The organism is Caballeronia zhejiangensis (assembly GCF_000698575.1).
In the GTDB taxonomy this organism is placed as follows: domain Bacteria; phylum Pseudomonadota; class Gammaproteobacteria; order Burkholderiales; family Burkholderiaceae; genus Caballeronia; species Caballeronia zhejiangensis.
The window spans coordinates 22953-40851 of record NZ_JFHD01000024.1; the positions used below are offsets into that span (position 1 = coordinate 22953).

Consider the following 17899-nt stretch of genomic DNA (forward strand, 5'->3'; position numbering starts at 1 on the left):
CATGAAGCGGCTCGCCGCGCAGGAACAGCGCATCCTCTCGCTCGTCGCCGACGATGCCGCTCTTCTGCACGTTGCAACGCCGCGCGTGCGCTTCGTGAATACGTCGAACGGACCGTGCTACGAAGCCTTGTTCAATCGCATCGAACTTGATCGCGCCACGCTCGCGTTGCCGGAGCCGTTGCTTCGTATCGTCGTGGCGCACGAAGTCGGGCACGCGACGCAACGCAAGACGATGCTGCTCGATTTCGCATGGACCGTGCTTTCAGTGATGATGCTGTTATCGGTACCGTGCATCGTCTTCGCGATTTCATCGGAAGATGATCTCTGGCGCATAACCTTTCCCGGTATCGGCTTCGCGTTCACTTTGTTCGTCTGTCTGAAGATTTGGAGCGTGCGTGCCGCAAAACGCGCCGCCGCCTTCGAACTCGATGCGGATGCGAAAGCCGCCGCGCTTTGCGGCCCGGCATTGGCCCTGGCTGCGCTCGAAGCAATGGCGGCGCGCGGACATGTCGATGCAGCGCGCCTCGATGCGATGCGTGCGCGCCTCGTGTCGACGTCGCAATAGTTGCCGCGCGTAATGCCTCGATGGGTAGCGTCGGGCTGGCGCTCGCGAAGCATCTCGTCGAATTGCATGGCGGCGCGATTTCCGTCGAAAGCGAAGGTCCGGGATCATCTCGTGAAGCCGGTCGATGGCGATGTGCTGGAACGCGTGCTGAATCTCGTGGCGCAACGAATCGAAGCGGCCTGACAAGACGCGTCATCCAACGAAAAGGCACGGGCGTCCTTAACGGACGCCCGTGCCTTTATGAGCCGTGCCGTCTTATTGCGTCTGCGAAGCGGGCGGTGTCGCCGACTTCTTGTGATGATGCTTCTGGCCTTTCTTTTTATAGGCGGGCCGCGGCTTGTTGTCGGGATACTCCGCGGCCGCGAACGACAGCGTCGGCGCGGCAAACGCCGCCAGCACCAGAAGCACGAGAGATTTCTTCAAGGACGTTTTCATCGGGGACTCGCTTGGAGGAGATGGCCTTAGAAAGATGAATCGACATGCGCTTGAGAGACGCGCGGCATCGCCCGGTTCCTCGTCGTGTCGACGCCGCTGAGGCAACAGTATATTGCACAAAAAAAGGCAATTCATCAGTGGGCGGGCATAAGGCGTTGAAGCAGCGGGATTTTTGTCGATTCGCACTGCTTTCATAAACGCCGATCCGCTGCCTGCCGTCCGCGACAAATGTCATCAACTGCATCTACTATCGTGCCTGTTCTCAACTCAGGGACGATCCAGTGAAAGAAGACGACATCCGCAGGAATGCGTTCGCCATGCCTGTGCTCAATCCCGCTTATCCGCGTCCGCCGTTCCGCTTTCTCAATCGCGAGTACTTCATCATTTCCTACGAGACCGATCCCGACGCGCTGCGCGCCGTGGTTCCGGAGCCGCTCGAAGTGGATAACGGTCTCGTACATTACGAATTCATTCGCATGCCGGATTCATCCGGTTTCGGCGATTACACCGAAAGCGGCCAGGTGATTTCCGTCATCGATCCGGATGGCAAGAAGGGCAGCTATACGCATGCGATGTATCTCGACGACGAAGGTCCGATCGCGGGCGGCCGCGAAATCTGGGGCTTTCCGAAGAAGCTCGCGTCGCCGCGTCTTGGCGTCGATGGCAAGGACACGCTGCTCGGCACGCTCGACTACGGCACGCAACGCATCGCGACGGGCACGATGGGCTACAAGTATCGTCCGCTCGATCTCGAAGCCGAACGCAGGAAGCTCGCGGATACGCCGAACTATCTGCTGAAAGTGCTGCCGCATGTCGACGGCACTGCGCGCGTGTGCGAACTCGTGCGCTTCTTTCTGCGCGACGTGAGCGTGATCGGTGCATGGGAAGGTCCGGCCGCGCTCGAACTGCACGCTCATGCGCTCGCGCCGGTCGCTGATTTGCCGGTGCGCAAGGTCGTCGGCGCGCGGCATGTCATCGCGAATCTCACGCTCGATATCGGCGAAGTCGCATACGACTATCTCGCGCCGCCCGATGAACTCAAGCTCGCGGTCAACCAATAGCAACGGCAAAGGAGTATTCACATGGCACTGCAAGGAAAAGTCGCGCTCGTGACGGGCGCTGCGAGCGGCATCGGCGAACAGACGGCGCGCAAGCTCGCGACCGATGGCGCGGCGGTCGTCATCGCCGATCTGAATCTCGCGAATGCGCAGAAGGTTGCGGACAGCATCGTCGAAGCGGGCGGCAAGGCGATCGCCGTGTCGATGGACGTGACGAGCGAAGATGCCGTGAACGCGGGCATCGAAGAAACGGTGGCGAAGCTCGGCGGTATCGACGTGCTGGTATCGAACGCGGGCATTCAGATCGTCGCGCCGATCGAAGAGTATGCATACGCCGACTGGAAGAAGATGCTCGCGATCCATCTCGACGGCGCGTTTCTCACGACGAAAGCCGCGATCAGACATATGTACGCGTCGGGCAAGGGCGGCTCGATCATCTACATGGGATCGGTGCATTCGCATGAAGCGTCCAAGCTGAAGTCGGCCTATGTGACGGCCAAGCATGGTTTGCTCGGGCTCGCGCGCGTCGTCGCGAAGGAAGGCGGTCCGCGCGGCGTGCGCGCGAATGTCGTGTGTCCCGGTTTCGTGCGCACGCCGCTCGTCGAAAAGCAGATTCCCGAGCAGGCGAAGGCGCTCGGCATTTCGGAAGAAGAAGTCGTGAAGAACGTGATGCTGAAGGAAACGGTCGATGGCGAATTCACCACGGTCGCCGATGTCGCGAACACCGTCGCGTTCCTCGCGGGCTTCGAATCGAATGCGCTGACCGGGCAATCGGTCGTCGTGAGTCACGGCTGGTTCATGCAATAACGACAAGGAGAATCCATGCGCCGCAGTCAACGCAACACACTCACGCAGGCGAATCACGTCGCGCTGCCCGACTACGATGACGTTTGCCTCGTGCTGCAAGGCGGCGGCGCGCTGGGTTCGTATCAGGCCGGCGTGTTCGAAGGGCTCGCCGAAGTGGGCGTGGATCCGACATGGACCTCGGGCATTTCGATCGGCGCGTTGAATACCGCGATCATCGCGGGCAACGCGCCCGAGAATCGCGTGGCGGCGCTGCGTGGGTTCTGGAACACGATCTGCCAGCCCGCGGATCTCGTCGGGCATGTGGGCGCGTTCATGCCCGCCGCGTTCGGCTTCGCGAATATCGGCCGCAAGTTTTCGAGCATGTGGGCCGCGGCGCGCGCGCTCACCGAAGGGCAGAAGGGCTTCTTCTCGCCGCGCGTTCATTTGCCTTTGACGCATGCGAAGAGCAGGCGCCCAAGCGACGTGAGCTTTTACGATACGTCCGCGTTGCGCGCGACGCTGCTGCAGTTCGCCGATTTCGACCGCATCAACGATGGCGCGATGCGTGTATCGGTGGGCGCGGTGAACGTACGCACGGGCAATCTCGTCTACTTCGACAACACGAAGATGCGGCTCGAGCCCGAGCACTTCATGGCATCGGGTGCGTTGCCGCCGGGCTTTCCGGCTGTGGAGATCGACGGCGAGTTCTACTGGGACGGCGGGCTCGTATCGAATACGCCGTTGACGGAGATCATCCGCGAAAGTCAGCACAAGGACACGCTCGTGTTTCAGGTGGACCTGTGGAGCGCGCGCGGCACGTTGCCCGGCGATTTTCTCGATGTCAGCGAGCGCACGAAAGACATTCAGTATTCGAGCAGAACGCGCGCCATCACCGATTTCGTTTCGCATAACCAGAAGCATGCGCGGCTCATCAAGGAGCTGCTGGAGCATGTTCCGGAAAAGACGCGCCGCTCGCATCCGCTGCTGCGCGAGGCGCAGAAGGTCGCGGATGGCGGCGCGGTGAACGTCGTGCATCTCATCTACAAGAACAAGTTTTTCGAAGGGCACTACAAGGATTACGAGTTCAGCAACGATACGATGGACGAGCACTGGGCGAGCGGTCTGGAAGACATTCGCCGTTCGTTCGGACATCCGGAGTGGTTCGAGGTGCCGAGTCACGATCTCGGCTTCGTGACGCATGACGTGCATCGTTACGAACCCGCGCCGCAGGCGACCGCTGACATGCCGAAGGCGGCGGCGAACAAACTGGATGACGTGGTCGAAGGCGTTTGAAGCGTTGCGGCGTTTGAATTACTCTGGTTAGCCTCGTCACAACGCCTGCGAGGCAAGCCATGCCCGACTGGAAACCCGCGACTTACGCGTCCGTCAGTCCCTATCTCGTCTGCGCAAACGCGCCGGCGATCATCGCATTCCTCGAACGTGTCTTCGATGCACAACTGCTGCGCCGCTTCGATCGTCCCGACGGCTCGCTGATGCACGCCGAATTGCGTATCGACGATAGCGTCGTGATGATCGGCGGCGGCGCGACCGATCAGCAATCGCAGGGTCCGCACATCCACGTCTACGTGCGCGATGCGCAAGCCGTCTACGATCGCGCGCTCCGGCACGGCGCGCAAAGCGTGCAGGCGCCCGCGCGCAAACGCGACGACGACGACTTTCGCGGCGGCTTTCGCGATGCCGCCGGAACGACGTGGTGGGTCGCGACGCAATGACGGGTCAGCGCTTTTTTCGCTTCGCGCGCGCGGCCGGCGCACCGAGACTTTCGCGCAACGCATCGGTCAGCGTCTTGAGAAACTGATCGACGGCAGGCGGCAGACGCCGCTCGCGCATCACCGTGACCTGCAGCAGGCGCTCGTTGAGCAAAGGCTCGTCGATGGGCGTCGCGACGAGCGTCGGCGGGCCCGGATCGCCTTCGAGCGCGACCGCGCTGCCGAGCGTGATCGCGCCGGTGAGCGCGGCGAAATGATGCATCGCGCTCGAGTTGTTGCTCGTCAGAACCGGCTCGAGATGCACGCCGCGCGCCGAGCAGCACCAGTCGATCAGCTGGCGCACCGTCGTGCCGCGATCGAGCACGGCGGTCGGGTACTGAAGCACGTCATCGAGCGTGATGCTCGCCTTGCCCGCCAGCGGATGCGTCGGTGGCAGCAGCGCGCAGACCGGCGCCTTCACGCTGTATTCGACGCTCAGCGCGGTAGATGTCGATGTCGAAAACGCAAGGCCTACATCGACTTCGCCGCTCGCCACCCAATGCTCGACCTGTCCCGGCGTACCCGAACGCATCACGAAACGCGTGCCCGGATGCGCGCGATAGTGCGACGCCATCACGCTCGGCAAAAAGCAGCGCGTGAAACCCTCCGTGCAGCCGATACGCACGATCCCGAGCCCGAGCGCATGCATCTCCGATATCTCCGCGAGCACCGCGTCGCCGTCCATGAGCGCGCGGCGCGCGTGCTGCACGAGCAACTCGCCCGCTTCCGTCAGGATCATGCCGCGCGGCATGCGCTCGAATAGCGGCGTGCCCGCCTGTTCCTCCAGCTTCGCGATCTGCCGGCTGATCGCCGACACCGCGACGTGAAGCTGTTCCGATGCCGCCGCCAGCGAACCCGAGCGCGCGACTTCTACGAAGTATTTGAGAGCGATGCCATGCAGCACGATGCCTTCCCCGAGCGTTGCCTTTTTGGCAATGCTAGTCGCAAAATTTGAAATTGTCGCGAATTTTTGGCGTTTCTAGACTGGCCGGAATGAGTAGCCACAATCGCCCGGAGACGTCGTGAAAGAACATCAAGAAAGTCGTGAAGCCGCCATCGCCATCGCTTGCAAGATGTTCGATTCGGGCGCGTTCTTCGCGGATCTGCAGCGCCGCGTCGCGTTTCGCACCGAGAGCCAGAACGGGCGGAATCCCGCGCTGAACGCCTATCTCACCGATGAGATCAGCGACACGCTCGCGCGCCTCGGTTTTACGGCGCGCGTCGTCGAGAATCCGGTCGCGGGCGGCCCGCCGTTTTTGATCGCCGAACGCCACGAATCCGACGACTTGCCGACGGTGCTGACCTACGGTCATGGCGACGTCGTGCGCGGCTACGACGAGCAATGGCGCGCGGGCCTGAAGCCGTGGGACATCGTCGTCGACGAAGACCGCTGGTACGGCCGCGGCACCGCCGACAACAAAGGCCAGCATTCGGTCAATTTCGCGGCGCTCGCCGCGGTGTTGCAGGCGCGCGCAGGCAGGCTCGGCTACAACGTCAAGGTGATCTTCGAAACGGGCGAGGAGGTCGGCTCGCCGGGTCTCGATGAAGTCTGCGCCGCGCACAAGAATGCGCTCGCGGCGGATGTATTCATCGCGTCGGACGGGCCGCGCGTATCCGCCGAACGTCCGACGCTCTTTCTCGGCTCGCGCGGCGGCGTGCCGTTCGAACTGACGGTGAACCTCCGCGAAGGCGGACATCACTCCGGCAACTGGGGCGGCGTGCTGCGCAATCCGGCCGTCGTGCTGTCGCATGCGATCGCGAGTCTCGTCGACCGCAACGGCAGCATCGTCGTCGAAGGATTGCGGCCGCCGCCGATTTCCGATGCGGTGCGCGAAGCCCTCGCCGATATCGAACTGGGCCGCGACGAAAGCTCACCCGAGATCGATCCGACGTGGGGCGAGCCGGGCCTGACGCCGACCGAACGCGTGATCGGCTGGAACGCGCTCGAAGTGCTCGCGATGAAATCCGGCAACGCCGATGCACCCGTCAACGCGATTCCGCCGCTCGCGAAAGCGGTGTGCCAGTTGCGCTTCGTCGTCGGAACGGATTGGGAGAACCTGCAGACGCATCTCGAACGTCACTTCGCGCAGCACGGCTTCACCGAAGTGACCGTCAAGGCGACGCGCGGCACGCCCGCGACGCGCCTCGATCTCGACGATCCGTGGGTTCACTGGGCACTCGATTCGATGCGCGCGACGACCGGCAAGAAGCCCGCGCTGTTGCCGAACCTGGGCGGCACGGTGCCCAACGATGTCTTCGCGAAGACACTCGGCCTGCCGACGCTCTGGGTGCCGCATTCGTATCCCGCGTGCAACCAGCACGCGCCGAACGAACACGTGCTCGGCTCCGTCATGCGCGAATCGCTCGGCGTGATGGCGGGCCTCTGGTGGGACCTCGGCGAGATGGGCGCGGCGATCGTCGCCACGCGCGACGCGCATTGATCGAACGCCACTCATGACACGCTGACATCATGAACAAAAAGCCCCTGAGCCTGACGCAAATCGTGCTCGCGACTTCGGTCGGCAACGCGCTCGAATGGTTCGATATCGCGATCTATGCGTTTTTCGCGGTGTATATCGCGAAGAACTTCTTCCCGGCCGCGAACGAGACGGCGTCGATGCTGCTCACGTTCGGCTCGTTCGGCGCGTCGTATTTGGTGCGGCCGATAGGCGGCATGGTGCTCGGCGCATACGCGGACAAGCGCGGGCGCAAGGCTGCGTTGATGATGTCGGTGGGGCTGATGATGATCGGCACGGCGATCATCGCGGTGATTCCGCCGTATGCGTCGATCGGATTGATCGCGCCCGCGGGCGTGTTCATCGCGCGCCTGATCCAGGGCTTTTCGGCGGGCGGCGAGTTCGGGCCGTCGACGGCCATGCTGATCGAGCACGCGCCGGATCGCCGTGGCCTGCTCGCGAGCTGGCAATTCGCGACGCAGGGGCTCGCGACCTTGCTCGCGTCGATTTTCGGCTTCGCGCTCGCCAAGCTGATGCCCGCCGCCGAGCTTGCCGCATGGGGCTGGCGCATTCCGTTCTTCTTCGGCTTGCTGATCGGACCGGCGGGTCTTTTCCTGCGCCGCTATCTCGAAGACGCGGCCGATTACACCGAAGCCGAGCACACGTCGACGCCCGTGCGCGATGTATTCACGCAGCAAAAGGCGCTGCTGCTCATCTCGATCGGCGCGCTGACGGTATCGACGGCGGTGAACTATCTGCTGCAATACGTGCCGACGTTCGCGATCCGCGAACTGCATCTCGATGCATCGACGGGTTTCGCCGCGAGCACCGTCGCGGGCCTGATGCTGACGCTGGTGACGCCTTTCGCGGGGCATCTCTCGGACAGGATCGGCCGCGTGAAGCAGATGTCGACGGCGGCGCTCCTGCTCTTCGTGACGGGCTATCCGGCGTTCGCGTATGTCGTTTCGCATGTGTCGGTGGCGTCGCTGTTCGCGCTCGTCGCGTGGCTCGCGCTGCTCAAGGCGATCTATTTCGGCGCGCTGCCGGCGTTGATGTCGGAGATCTTTCCCGTGTCGACGCGCGCGACGGGCATGTCGATCGGCTACAACATCGGCGTGACGGTGTTCGGCGGCTTCACGCCCGCGATCATCATCTGGCTCCTGAGCGCGACGGGCAGCAAGGCCGCGCCGAGCTTCTACATGATGTTCACGGCGGTGATCAGTCTCGCGGCGCTCGCGGCGGTGAGCCGCGGCAAGGTGCAGATGCGAGCGGCGAGCGCGGCCGCCTGAGTCCGCTTCTCTTTTTGATACGAACGCGCCGATTGCCGATGACATCGACAATCGGCGTTTCGCTTTGTATCGCACTGTATCTGCACCGAATCCCGACACACGGCGTTTCATAATCCGCTTTTCGCGAAACAAGCCAGATACGTCCGCGAGTTCAAATACCTCCAAGCCGAACGATTCGCAACACACGGCGAATCGCCAAGACGGCCTTCCATCAAAATTCACTGGAGGTAAATCATGAAAGTCATCCAATCGCTGATCGTCGCCGCTGCCGTCGCGCTTCCGGTTCTTTCGTTCGCTCAGTCGAATCAGCCGATCACCCGCGCCGAAGTGCGTGCGCAACTCGTCGAGCTGGAAAAGGCGGGCTACGACCCGGCAAGCGATCAGACGCAATATCCGCAAAACATCCAGGCCGCGCAAGCGCGCGTGGACGCCGCGAAGGGCCTGACGGCATACGGCGCGCCGGCGAACGGCAACGTCGCGTCGGGCACGCGTTCGGCGGATACGGATGTCATCGGACTCGGCCCGGTTTTCGCGAAGCCGTAATCGCACGGATTTAACGAATTAGAAAGCCCGGACGAAATTGCTCGTCCGGGCTCGACGCGTTTCTGTCAATAACGTATTACGCCACGGTTTCAAGGTCCCGCAGACGATACACTCTCGCTACAAAATCCTATTTTCGACGGCATGCGACGTGCTTCGATTGGTCGAGCGCGGAAAATGGGTATCATCCATCTCCGCCCCGCGCGGATTTAGCCGAACGTAACAATGTATCGCAGTGTTTTGAGTGCGACGCCACTGATTTTCGAGGCGCTTATGCCCACAGACGTAGACAACATCACCGACGAGCAAATCGCGTCGATCGCCGATCGACTGACCGAAGAAGGTCGCAAGGTTTCTCCCTTGACGGTTTGGGCGGAGGCCGGAAACGGCTCCGTCGTCGCCATCGCGGCCGGCCTGCAGCGCTGGCGCGAGGCGCGGTCCCCGGACATGCCGCAGCAGCAGGCACCGACCGGACTGCCCGACGACCTTGCCGAGACGCTCGTGAATGTCGCGCGGCGGCTTTGGACCGTCTCGCGCGACGAAACCGAGCGGATGTCCGGACAGCGGCTGTCCGCCGTGAGCCAGCGGCTCTCGACCGCGCTTGCGGAGCGCGACGAGGCGCTCGCCGAATTCCAGAAGACCGGCGACGAGGCCGCGAAGAACCGCCAGCAAATGATGGAAATGCTGAGCGCATTGCGGGCGTCCGAGGAATCGGTCGTTCGACTGCGCGAAGAGGCCGATGCAGCCACGATACGCGCGCAGACCGCAGAGACGCGCATCGAGGAAGCGGCGCAGCGCGCGTCGGCGGAGCGTGCCCAATTGGAAACCGTGAACGCATCGCTCGAAGAAGAGCGGCGGGCGAAAGAAGCGCTGAACGCGGCGCTGGCGGCCAAGGACGAGGACATCGCACGCATCGCGCAAGAGCGCGATCAGGCACGCGAGCAGCAGGCGAATCTGCATGCGTCGCTTGCGGGCAAGGACGAGGAGCTTGCGCGCATCGTTGACGAGCGCAATCAGGCACGGCAGCAGCACGAGCAATTGAGCGCGTCGCTTGCGAGCAAGGATGAAGAACTCGCGCGTATCGCGGAAGAGCGCGATCAGGCGCGGCAGCAGCACGAGCAATTGAGCGCGTCGCTTGCGGGCAAGGATGAAGAACTCGCGCGTATCGCGGAAGAGCGCGATCAGGCGCGTCAGCAGCACGAGCAGTTGAGCGCGTCGCTTGCGGCCAAGGATGAAGAACTCGCGCGCATCGCCGAGGAGCGCGATCAGGCGCGTCAGCAGCATGAAGCGCTTGGCCTCGTATCGCAGGAAAAATCGGCGGAAGCCGAGCGCCTGTTGCAGGACCTCAACGCGGCGCATACGCGTGCGCAGGCCGCCGAAGCGCAGGCGAGAGAAAACCTCGCGCGCATCGCCGCGCTGGAAGCGGAACTGAACGACGCGCGCAGCGCACTGGCAGCGGAGCGCGAAAGCGCGGCTGCGCGCGGCGCGGAAGTTTCGGCGCAGCGGGAACATGCCGAGCGCATCGGCGCCGAGCTGGACGAAGCCCGCAAGCAGGTCAGCGCACTGATGGAAGAAAAGGCCGAGCAGGGCGCGGAACTCGCGCGCGTATCGAACGATGTCAACGCGTTGCGCGAACGCGCCGAAGCCGCCGAGAGAAACGCGACCGATCTCGCGAAGCGTCTCGTCGAAAAGGAGCAGGGCGACGAGTCCGAGCTGGCATCGCTGCAGCGTCAGGTGGCGGCGCAGGCGAAGGCGCATTCGAAGGCCTACGACGACCTTCGCGCCAATGCCGAGCAGTGGGTCACGTACGCGAAGGACCTGCGCCAGCGCCTCGACGTGGCGAACGAGAAGATCCTTTTCATCGATGCCCGCAGCACGGGCGAGGTCGCGCTGATGCGGCGGCTCGCGGTCGAACTGGAGCGCCTGAAGCCGGATCACGAGCTCGTGTTCCGCGAGGCGCAGCAGAAGCTGATCGGCGACAAGATGGCGCAACAGCTCGCGCAGAAGGGCTATCGCTACGATCCGGCCACGGCGGTGATGTCGAAGATCGAAACGTGAGATCCGCGTGACGATGCATACGCGGACCCTCACCGTCACCGTCGATCGCGACTGGCGCGAGCTTTACGACGCGATCTGGCGTCCGGAAGTCTTCCCGACGTGGGCGTCCGGACTGGCGCAGTCGACGCTCGAAGACATGGGCGATCACTGGCGCGCACGCGGTCCGGCAGGCGAAGTGACGATCCGCTTCACCGAGCACAACGCGTTCGGAATCATGGATCATCGCGTCGGTCTGCCGGATGGCGGCGAGGTCTACGTTCCGTTGCGCGTGTATCAGAACGGCGCGGGCGCCGATATCGCGCTCACGCTGTTCCGCCAGCCCGGCATGTCCGATGACACATTCGCCGCCGACGCCGACTGGGTCCGCCGCGATCTCGCCGCGCTTGCGGCCCGTTACGGCAAGCGCTGATTTTCGCGTATCCCTTCCAGTCAACGCCGGCAAGCTATCATGTGGTCATTCCAAACATGCCGCACGGGCTGGAGAACCATATGGCTGGACCTCAGGAAAGCGTCAGCATGGCGTTGTTCTGCGACTTCGAGAACGTCGCGCTCGGCGTTCGCGATGCGAAGTACGAAAAATTCGATATCAGACCCGTGCTCGAACGCCTGCTGCTGAAGGGAAGCATCGTCGTCAAAAAGGCTTATTGCGACTGGGACCGCTACAAGGGCTTCAAATCGGCGATGCACGAGGCCAGCTTCGAGATGATCGAGATTCCGCACGTGCGTCAGTCCGGCAAGAATTCCGCCGATATCCGTCTCGTCGTCGATGCACTCGATCTCTGCTACACGAAAGCGCACGTCGATACGTTCGTCATCATCAGCGGCGATTCGGACTTCTCGCCGCTCGTGTCGAAACTGCGTGAGAACGCGAAGAAAGTCATCGGCGTGGGCGTGAAGCAATCGACGTCGGATCTGCTCGTCGCGAACTGCGACGAGTTCATCTTCTACGACGACCTCGTGCGCGAGCAGCAACGCGCCATCGCCAAGCGCGAACAGCGCGATGCGAAGCGCGCGTCCGACGAAGAGCGGCAACCGAAGCAGGAGATGGAATCGCGCAAGTCGCACGCGATCGCGATTACCGTCGAGACCTTCGAGGCGCTCGCATCGGAACGCGGCGAGAGCGGCAAGATCTGGGCATCGGTGCTGAAGAGCGCCATCAAGCGCCGCAAGCCGGGTTTCAGCGAGACGCAATACGGCTTTCGCGCGTTCGGCAATCTGCTCGACGAAGCGCAATCTCGCGGTCTGCTTGAAGTCGGCCGCGACGATAAATCCGGCGCGTTCGTGTTTCGTTCTGCTCACACGGCTCAGGTCGCGCCGATGGACGTGAGACCGAGCGAGCCGCCAGCGGTCGCGCCCGCTAAAGAACTCGAGGGAGCGGCGAACGGCCGGCGCAAGGAGAAACGCGGCGGGAGAAAGTCTGCACGCGTGGCGGCGCCCGAACCTGTGTTCGTCGTCGAAGAAGCGCCGGCGCCCGTCGAGGTCGAAACGCCCGAGCCGTCGCAGGAACACGCGTCCGCTCCCGAGCCTGCACCGAAAAAGCCCGCCGCGCCGCGCCGGTCGCGCAAGACCGCGGCGAAACGAAGCGCCGCCGCCGACGTGCCGCATGAAAGCGCCGCGCCCGTCGCCGAGCCCGATGCCGAAGCGAAGGCGCAGAAGCCATCGCGCAAGCCGTCATCGCGGGGCAACCGCTCGCGCAAGACTGCCGACAAGCCGGTCGAATCGTGATGCCACGGCGCGTCAGCCGGTACGCTGCTCCGCCGTCGCCGACGCATCTTGCTCTTGAACGCGCACGGCGGCGTGCTCTTCGGCGCGCCAGCGCTGCCGCGAGCGATACATCGTCGCGACCGCGATGCGCGCCATCTTCACCCAGCCCGAGTGACGCGGGTCCGCGAGCATGCTGAGCGCGCGCGCATAGTCGAGCGTGAGGCCGGGCGTCCAGGCCATCGTCGCAGCGCGTTTGCGAACTTGCGCGGCGACCCACAACTCGGGCGTCGTCATGATACGCACGAGCGGCTTCCATCCGCCGCCTTTGCCCCACACGCGCGCCGACGCGCCTTCGATCGCCGCTTCCAGCGCCCGCGCCACGGAACTCGAACAGTTGCGGTACGTGAGGTTGTACGTCGTGTCGCGCCGATACTCCTGCCAGAAGCGCGCGAGCCGCGCCGGATCGTAATTGCGGATACGCACCTGCTGCGTCGACGGACACCACGCCTTCGATTCCGTTTCGTAGTCCGGCTGAAAGAGGCCGGGCACGTCGTTCTCGCGCGTCGCGCGCAACGTGCGTGAGAATTCGTCCGGCGACCGGTCGATTTCGACCGCCGGATAGAGGCTGATGTACACGCCCTCGGGCGTCTCCAGCGCCGCATGGCCGGTCGAGATCGTGCCGTTCCTGTCGACGGCGGCGATATAGCGATCGATGATCAATTGCCTGCGCGGTTGCGACTTCGCCGTGCCGACGGGCGTCCACACATGCACCGTCAGCGCGGCTTCGCCGGGCGCGGGCGGGCCGTCCCAGACCGCGCCTGCGAACGATGGCGCGGCGGGCTTCGCGTCGTCGTGAGCGGAGTGGGTTGCACCGTCATCGACGGCGGGGTTCGCCGCCATGCGCCGCACGCGCGCCGCGAGCAGGATCATGTTCCAGCCGCCGAAGAAAAGCCCGAACGCGACGCAATACGCGACCGTGCCCGCATAGTGATCCGGATACGGCTGATAGAAGAAGATCGCGATGGCGATCTCGAGCACGCCGCCCGCCATCGCGATACGCCATTTGCGAAAGCGGACCACGCGCGCGGAAATGATCTGGAGCGCGCCATCGACGAGAAAAAGCGTGCCGAAGATGAGCGACAGCACGAAATTGCCGTGCTCGCCGCCGAACAGCACGAGCAGCGCCGAGAGGCAGAAAGTCGCGCCCTTCACGTAGCGCAGCTTGCGCTGGCCGCCCATGCCGGTCCACGCGACGGCCAGCGTGGCGAGGCCTTCGAGCAGCATCAGCAGCACGAAGGGGACGATGGGAAAGTACAGGGAACCGTCGAGCGCGTCGATGAAGATGACGCCGCCGAGCGCGATGCTGAGCAGGCCGAGCGTCATCACCGAGCGCCAGCGCGTGCGCAGATAGTCGACGCCGAGAAGAATCATCACGAGCCGAACCATCGCTTCCTCCGTCTGGTCATTCGACGCCTCGTGCGCGACACGCGCGGCCACACACTATATAAGCCATGGACGGCGGATACGGCAAGAAGCGCAAACCCCAGACGAATGTGCGCGGCGTCGTGCGTGCTGCACGACGCCGCGCGATTTTCACCTACTGCACCGCATGCTTCGCGGCATCTTCGATCACGGCCGCGACCTGCTGCGGCTTCGATTCGTACACGGAATGGCTCGCGCCCGGAATGACCGTGATGTGACTGTGCGCGCGTTCGTAGTACCAGCGTTCGAGATCCGGATTGATGATCTTGTCGCCGCCCGCCACGATGCCCCAGCTCGGTTTCGTCGTCCACGCCGCGGCGGAGAGCGGCGTCGTGAAGACTTGCGCCGCAGTCAGGATCTGCGAGCGCGATTCGAACGTCGCTTGCCTGAGCGGAAGATCGGCGGCGAAGTCTTTCGGGAAGACGGCGGGATTCAGATACGTGTAGCCGTCCGCGGTCTTTTCGACGGCGTTCGTCTGCTTCGCGAGGAAGCTCGGCGTCTTCTTGCCGAGCGCGCCTTCGTCCTCGCCGACGTTCGGCGCATGCGCCGCGACATAGACGAGCCCGGCGACGTTCGGATGCACGCCCGCTTCCGTGATGACCGACCCGCCGTAACTATGACCGACGAGAATCGTCGGACTGTTCTGCAGGTCGAGCACGCGCTTGGTCGCGGCGACGTCCGCGTCGAGCGAGGTGAGTGGCTCCTGCACCATCGTGACGTGATAGCCGTCGCGCGTCAGGATGTCGTAGACCGGCTTCCATCCCGAGCCGTCGACCCATGCGCCATGCACGAGGACGATGTTCTTGATCGGCGCATGCGTTTGCGCGGATACATTCGCCGATGCCAACACGCCAGCCGATAACGCCAGTGCCGACGCGACTTGCAAAATTCGCTTCATGAAAGACTCCGCTAGTGCGAACGATGGATCAGCTGCCGAAGAACGGCTGGCAGAAGTCGGCCGGACCGACGCACGCGTTGTTCATCGCGGCATGCTTCGACGCGCTCGCTGCCGATGCGCTCGTGCCGGTCCGTACGCCGCCATAGGCTTGCGATGCGTCGGTGTGTTGCGCGGCGATTTTGCCTTCCGCTGCCTGAATGTCCGCGGGGTAATACGGATCGCTCGCAATCGCGGGGTTATAGCCGGCTTGCTCGACGGCGACGAGATCGGCACGGACTTGAGCGCGCGTAACGGGGCCGTTCGATTGCGCGAATGCGATCGCGGGCGCGGCGAGCGTGGCGACAACGAGAGAGAGGCTGACGAGGTACTTGTTCATGATCGACTCCAAGGTGGATTGAGTGATGCGATTGATCGGGTATCCGAAATAATGGATGTTCTTCGGTTTCCCTCGATAAGGCCGTTGGTCTGCGTTCGCGTTTCGACCTTGACGACACTGTATCGGCCACGGAACGGCTCGACTACACCTACGAAGGAGCGTGCGTGCACCAACCTTCGATGCATCGATTAAACGTTCGCGTGGCGTGCGCGCCGTGAATCCAGCCGTCTGTCTGATGCGCTCATACGAAGGTGTTAGTTTTCGCGGGCGCAGCCGCCGCGCGCATTAAACCTTGATATAGGCCGGCGCAACCATCGGGCAGTTGGCGCGCGATTTCGGTTTCATTACCTTGGAGTGGCGATGCCGATTCCACGTATTTCTTCGACAAGGAGCCGAACATGGCTGAAGCTGCACTCGCCCTCGATCCGTGGGCGCGAACGATCTTCCTGCTGACATCGTTGAGTGATGGCGCGAGCTTCGAAGCGCCTTCGCCGAGGCGTCCTTTCGCGCAAGGCGGCGATCAACGCGTCGCGGTGAAGCTGATCGAGCGGCCATCGAGCACGACGGCGACGATCGAATGGCGCGACTCGACGCGCTGCTGTTATGGCGATCAGGTGTGGCGTGCGATGCGCGCGCGCACCGTCGGCGTATGCGCGATGAGCGGCGTCGAGATTCGTCGCGGCGATCGTGTTTATGCGCCGAATCCGCGTCCGGTTCCGGGCAATGCGGGCGCGATGATTCTCGCGTCGGTGCTCGATGAGCTGACACCGTCCTGAACTCGTCAGACGAAATCAGTCGATGCCGACGCCCCAGAAACGCGTCATGCCGAATCGATCGATCCTGAAGCCCGTCACATTGTGCGCGACCGGCTGATAAACGGTCGCGTGCGCAATCGGCGTGAACGGAACCTGTTCCTTGAAGATTCTCTGCGCTTGCTGATAGCGCGCGGTGCGTGCATCGATATCGAGCGTGGCCCGCGCTTCCTTGATGAGATCGTCGTAGGGCTTGTAGCACCACTTCGCGAAGTTGCCGCCCTTCACGGCGTCGCAGCCGAGGAGCACGCCGAGCCAGTCGTCCGGATCGCCATAGTTGCCGCTCCATCCGATGAGTAGCGCGTCATGCTCGCCGGCGCGCGCACGGCGTACGTACTCGCCCATTTCGTACGTGACGATCTCCGCCTGCACGCCGATCTTCGCCCAGTCCGCCTGAATCATCTCCGCCATGAGCCGCGCGTTCGGGTTGTACGCGCGTTGCACCGGCATCGCCCATAGCCTGAGTTTGAGTCCGTTCGCGTGACCCGCTTGCGCGAGCAACGCTTTCGCGCGTGCCGGATCGTACGGCGCGTCGCGAATGCCGAAGTCGTAGCCCCATTGCATCGGCGGCATCGGATTGGTTGCGGCGCGCGCGGTGCCTTGATAGACGGCGTCGAGTATCGCGTGCTTGTCGATCGACATGTCGAGCGCGCGGCGCACGGTCACGTCGTCGAGCGGCGCTCTGGACGTGTTGTAGGCGAGATAGCCCAGATTGAACCCCGGTTGATTCACGTCTTGCAGGCGCGCGTCTTTCCTGATCGACGCGATGTCGGCGGGACGCGGATAGCTCATCACCTGACATTCGCCCTGCCTGAGCTTTTGCAGGCGCACCATCGGATCGGTGGTGATCGCGAACGTCAGCGATTTCAGCCGGACGATGTTCGCCTTCCAGTATTGCGTGTTGCCCGCGAAGCGGATCGTCGCGTCTTTCGCGTAGTCGATAAACACGAAAGGACCGGTGCCGACCGGATGCCAGTTGATGTCGCTCGCGCGGCCCGCGGCGAGCAGCTTGTCGGCGTATTCGCGCGAAAGTATCGACGCGAAGGGCATCGCCATTTTCTGCAGGAAAGGCGCATCGATTCGTGCGAGCGTGAAGCGCACCGTATAGGGATCGGGCGCGTCGATGCGCTCGATGTTCGTCGCGAGACCGAGGTCGCGGAAATACGGAAACGACACGGGATAAGCGCGGCGAAACGGATGCTGTGCATCGCGCATGCGCTCGAACGTGAACACGACGTCGTCGGCGTTGAATTCGCGCGTCGGCGTGAAGTAGCCAGTCGTATGAAACTTGACGCCGTGGCGCAGATAAAACGTGTATTGAAGGCCATCCGGTGAGCGTTCCCACGACTGCGCGAGCCCCGGCTCGATATCGCCGTTTTCCCGATCGAACTCCACGAGCCGGTTGTAGACGGTATAGCCCGCCGCGCTCGCTTCGATCGACGACGTGAATTGCGCATCGTCGAATCCGGCGGGGCTGGCTTCGGAGCAGTACACGAGGCTTTTGTCGGGCACGCGCTGCTGCGCGGCGGCGAAATCGGCGATGCAGGCTTGCGCGACCAGCAGCGCATGAATCGCCCGCCATGCGCGCTTGCTTTTGCCTGTCATATGCGTGGCCTCGCAGTGTGCCGATGGCGAATGCAGTATAGGCAGCGCAGCACGCTCTTACAATTT

The 17899-nt window shown here is 63.4% G+C and carries 18 protein-coding genes; 12 read left to right on the forward strand and 6 right to left on the reverse strand.

Annotation, left to right across the window (positions count from 1 at the left end):
- The first annotated feature begins 1 nt into the window (after position 1).
- The gene (locus BG60_RS24845) at positions 2-565 is read left to right on the forward strand and encodes a M48 family metalloprotease (RefSeq protein ID WP_033536229.1); all 564 of its coding nucleotides are present in this window, start codon (positions 2-4) and stop codon (positions 563-565) included.
- A 255-nt stretch (positions 566-820) separates the two neighbouring features.
- Here the strand turns inward: BG60_RS24845 and BG60_RS24850 are convergent, their stop codons facing one another.
- Complete coding sequence (locus BG60_RS24850) at positions 821-1000, reverse strand: hypothetical protein (RefSeq protein WP_033536228.1); 180 nt, start codon at positions 998-1000, stop codon at positions 821-823.
- A gap of 281 nt (positions 1001-1281) precedes the next feature.
- On the opposite strand from BG60_RS24850, the gene BG60_RS24855 reads away from it, so the two are divergent.
- From BG60_RS24855 to BG60_RS24870, 4 genes are read left to right on the forward strand one after another with little or no spacing between them, the layout of a single operon-like run.
- Positions 1282-2061, forward strand: a complete 780-nt coding sequence (locus BG60_RS24855; RefSeq protein WP_034473154.1) for an acetoacetate decarboxylase — start codon at positions 1282-1284, stop codon at positions 2059-2061.
- A gap of 21 nt (positions 2062-2082) precedes the next feature.
- Positions 2083-2865 (forward strand): 3-hydroxybutyrate dehydrogenase, encoded by a 783-nt coding sequence (locus tag BG60_RS24860; protein WP_008348415.1) that lies wholly within the window; start codon positions 2083-2085, stop codon positions 2863-2865.
- 15 nt (positions 2866-2880) lie between these two features.
- Positions 2881-4137, forward strand: coding sequence for a DUF3734 domain-containing protein (locus BG60_RS24865; protein ID WP_008348413.1), 1257 nt, complete (start codon positions 2881-2883; stop codon positions 4135-4137).
- Between the two features lie 59 nt (positions 4138-4196).
- A complete protein-coding gene (locus BG60_RS24870; RefSeq protein WP_008348411.1) occupies positions 4197-4577 on the forward strand; it encodes a VOC family protein in 381 nt (126 codons plus the stop codon).
- 4 nt (positions 4578-4581) lie between these two features.
- Here the strand turns inward: BG60_RS24870 and BG60_RS24875 are convergent, their stop codons facing one another.
- Positions 4582-5517: a LysR family transcriptional regulator gene (locus tag BG60_RS24875; RefSeq protein WP_034473156.1), complete on the reverse strand. Its 936-nt coding sequence runs from the start codon at positions 5515-5517 to the stop codon at positions 4582-4584.
- 169 nt (positions 5518-5686) lie between these two features.
- On the opposite strand from BG60_RS24875, the gene BG60_RS24880 reads away from it, so the two are divergent.
- The 6 genes from BG60_RS24880 to BG60_RS24905 all read left to right on the forward strand — a co-directional run bounded on the left by BG60_RS24880 (position 5687) and on the right by BG60_RS24905 (position 12681).
- The gene (locus tag BG60_RS24880) at positions 5687-7054 is read left to right on the forward strand and encodes a M20 family metallopeptidase (RefSeq protein ID WP_284502750.1); all 1368 of its coding nucleotides are present in this window, start codon (positions 5687-5689) and stop codon (positions 7052-7054) included.
- A gap of 26 nt (positions 7055-7080) precedes the next feature.
- Complete coding sequence (locus BG60_RS24885) at positions 7081-8358, forward strand: MFS transporter (protein ID WP_033536226.1); 1278 nt, start codon at positions 7081-7083, stop codon at positions 8356-8358.
- 234 nt (positions 8359-8592) lie between these two features.
- Positions 8593-8901 carry a DUF4148 domain-containing protein gene (locus BG60_RS24890; protein WP_008348405.1) on the forward strand — a complete coding sequence of 103 codons (309 nt, stop codon included), beginning with the start codon at positions 8593-8595 and terminating at the stop codon, positions 8899-8901.
- A 270-nt stretch (positions 8902-9171) separates the two neighbouring features.
- Complete coding sequence (locus tag BG60_RS24895; RefSeq protein ID WP_033536225.1) at positions 9172-10956, forward strand: DNA-binding protein; 1785 nt, start codon at positions 9172-9174, stop codon at positions 10954-10956.
- 13 nt (positions 10957-10969) lie between these two features.
- A complete protein-coding gene (locus BG60_RS24900) occupies positions 10970-11365 on the forward strand; it encodes an SRPBCC family protein (protein WP_008348401.1) in 396 nt (131 codons plus the stop codon).
- Positions 11366-11445: 80 nt separating this feature from the next.
- A complete protein-coding gene (locus tag BG60_RS24905; RefSeq protein ID WP_034473157.1) occupies positions 11446-12681 on the forward strand; it encodes an NYN domain-containing protein in 1236 nt (411 codons plus the stop codon).
- A 12-nt stretch (positions 12682-12693) separates the two neighbouring features.
- Here BG60_RS24905 and BG60_RS24910 read toward each other — a convergent pair whose 3' ends face one another.
- The 3 genes from BG60_RS24910 to BG60_RS24920 form a co-directional block, all read right to left on the reverse strand.
- Positions 12694-14106, reverse strand: a complete 1413-nt coding sequence (locus BG60_RS24910) for an HdeD family acid-resistance protein (protein ID WP_033536287.1) — start codon at positions 14104-14106, stop codon at positions 12694-12696.
- 151 nt (positions 14107-14257) lie between these two features.
- The gene (locus tag BG60_RS24915; RefSeq protein ID WP_008348395.1) at positions 14258-15040 is read right to left on the reverse strand and encodes an alpha/beta hydrolase; all 783 of its coding nucleotides are present in this window, start codon (positions 15038-15040) and stop codon (positions 14258-14260) included.
- A 28-nt stretch (positions 15041-15068) separates the two neighbouring features.
- Positions 15069-15416: a DUF4148 domain-containing protein gene (locus BG60_RS24920; protein WP_008348393.1), complete on the reverse strand. Its 348-nt coding sequence runs from the start codon at positions 15414-15416 to the stop codon at positions 15069-15071.
- A 398-nt stretch (positions 15417-15814) separates the two neighbouring features.
- On the opposite strand from BG60_RS24920, the gene BG60_RS24925 reads away from it, so the two are divergent.
- Positions 15815-16192 carry a DUF3331 domain-containing protein gene (locus BG60_RS24925; RefSeq protein WP_008348391.1) on the forward strand — a complete coding sequence of 126 codons (378 nt, stop codon included), beginning with the start codon at positions 15815-15817 and terminating at the stop codon, positions 16190-16192.
- Between the two features lie 15 nt (positions 16193-16207).
- Here BG60_RS24925 and BG60_RS24930 read toward each other — a convergent pair whose 3' ends face one another.
- Positions 16208-17833 carry an ABC transporter substrate-binding protein gene (locus BG60_RS24930; RefSeq protein WP_034473158.1) on the reverse strand — a complete coding sequence of 542 codons (1626 nt, stop codon included), beginning with the start codon at positions 17831-17833 and terminating at the stop codon, positions 16208-16210.
- Positions 17834-17899: the final 66 nt, after the last annotated feature.

Bases quoted from the DNA above. Each gene is read 5' to 3' on its own strand.
- BG60_RS24845 (WP_033536229.1), top strand. From the start codon at position 2: ATGAAGCGGCTCGCCGCGCAGGAACAGCGCATCCTCTCGCTCGTCGCC.
- BG60_RS24850 (WP_033536228.1), bottom strand. From the start codon at position 1,000: ATGAAAACGTCCTTGAAGAAATCTCTCGTGCTTCTGGTGCTGGCGGCG.
- BG60_RS24860 (WP_008348415.1), top strand. From the start codon at position 2,083: ATGGCACTGCAAGGAAAAGTCGCGCTCGTGACGGGCGCTGCGAGCGGC.
- BG60_RS24865 (WP_008348413.1), top strand. From the start codon at position 2,881: ATGCGCCGCAGTCAACGCAACACACTCACGCAGGCGAATCACGTCGCG.
- BG60_RS24870 (WP_008348411.1), top strand. From the start codon at position 4,197: ATGCCCGACTGGAAACCCGCGACTTACGCGTCCGTCAGTCCCTATCTC.
- BG60_RS24880 (WP_284502750.1), top strand. From the start codon at position 5,687: ATGTTCGATTCGGGCGCGTTCTTCGCGGATCTGCAGCGCCGCGTCGCG.
- BG60_RS24890 (WP_008348405.1), top strand. From the start codon at position 8,593: ATGAAAGTCATCCAATCGCTGATCGTCGCCGCTGCCGTCGCGCTTCCG.
- BG60_RS24895 (WP_033536225.1), top strand. From the start codon at position 9,172: ATGCCCACAGACGTAGACAACATCACCGACGAGCAAATCGCGTCGATC.
- BG60_RS24900 (WP_008348401.1), top strand. From the start codon at position 10,970: ATGCATACGCGGACCCTCACCGTCACCGTCGATCGCGACTGGCGCGAG.
- BG60_RS24905 (WP_034473157.1), top strand. From the start codon at position 11,446: ATGGCTGGACCTCAGGAAAGCGTCAGCATGGCGTTGTTCTGCGACTTC.
- BG60_RS24910 (WP_033536287.1), bottom strand. From the start codon at position 14,106: ATGGTTCGGCTCGTGATGATTCTTCTCGGCGTCGACTATCTGCGCACG.
- BG60_RS24915 (WP_008348395.1), bottom strand. From the start codon at position 15,040: ATGAAGCGAATTTTGCAAGTCGCGTCGGCACTGGCGTTATCGGCTGGC.
- BG60_RS24920 (WP_008348393.1), bottom strand. From the start codon at position 15,416: ATGAACAAGTACCTCGTCAGCCTCTCTCTCGTTGTCGCCACGCTCGCC.
- BG60_RS24925 (WP_008348391.1), top strand. From the start codon at position 15,815: ATGGCTGAAGCTGCACTCGCCCTCGATCCGTGGGCGCGAACGATCTTC.
- BG60_RS24930 (WP_034473158.1), bottom strand. From the start codon at position 17,833: ATGACAGGCAAAAGCAAGCGCGCATGGCGGGCGATTCATGCGCTGCTG.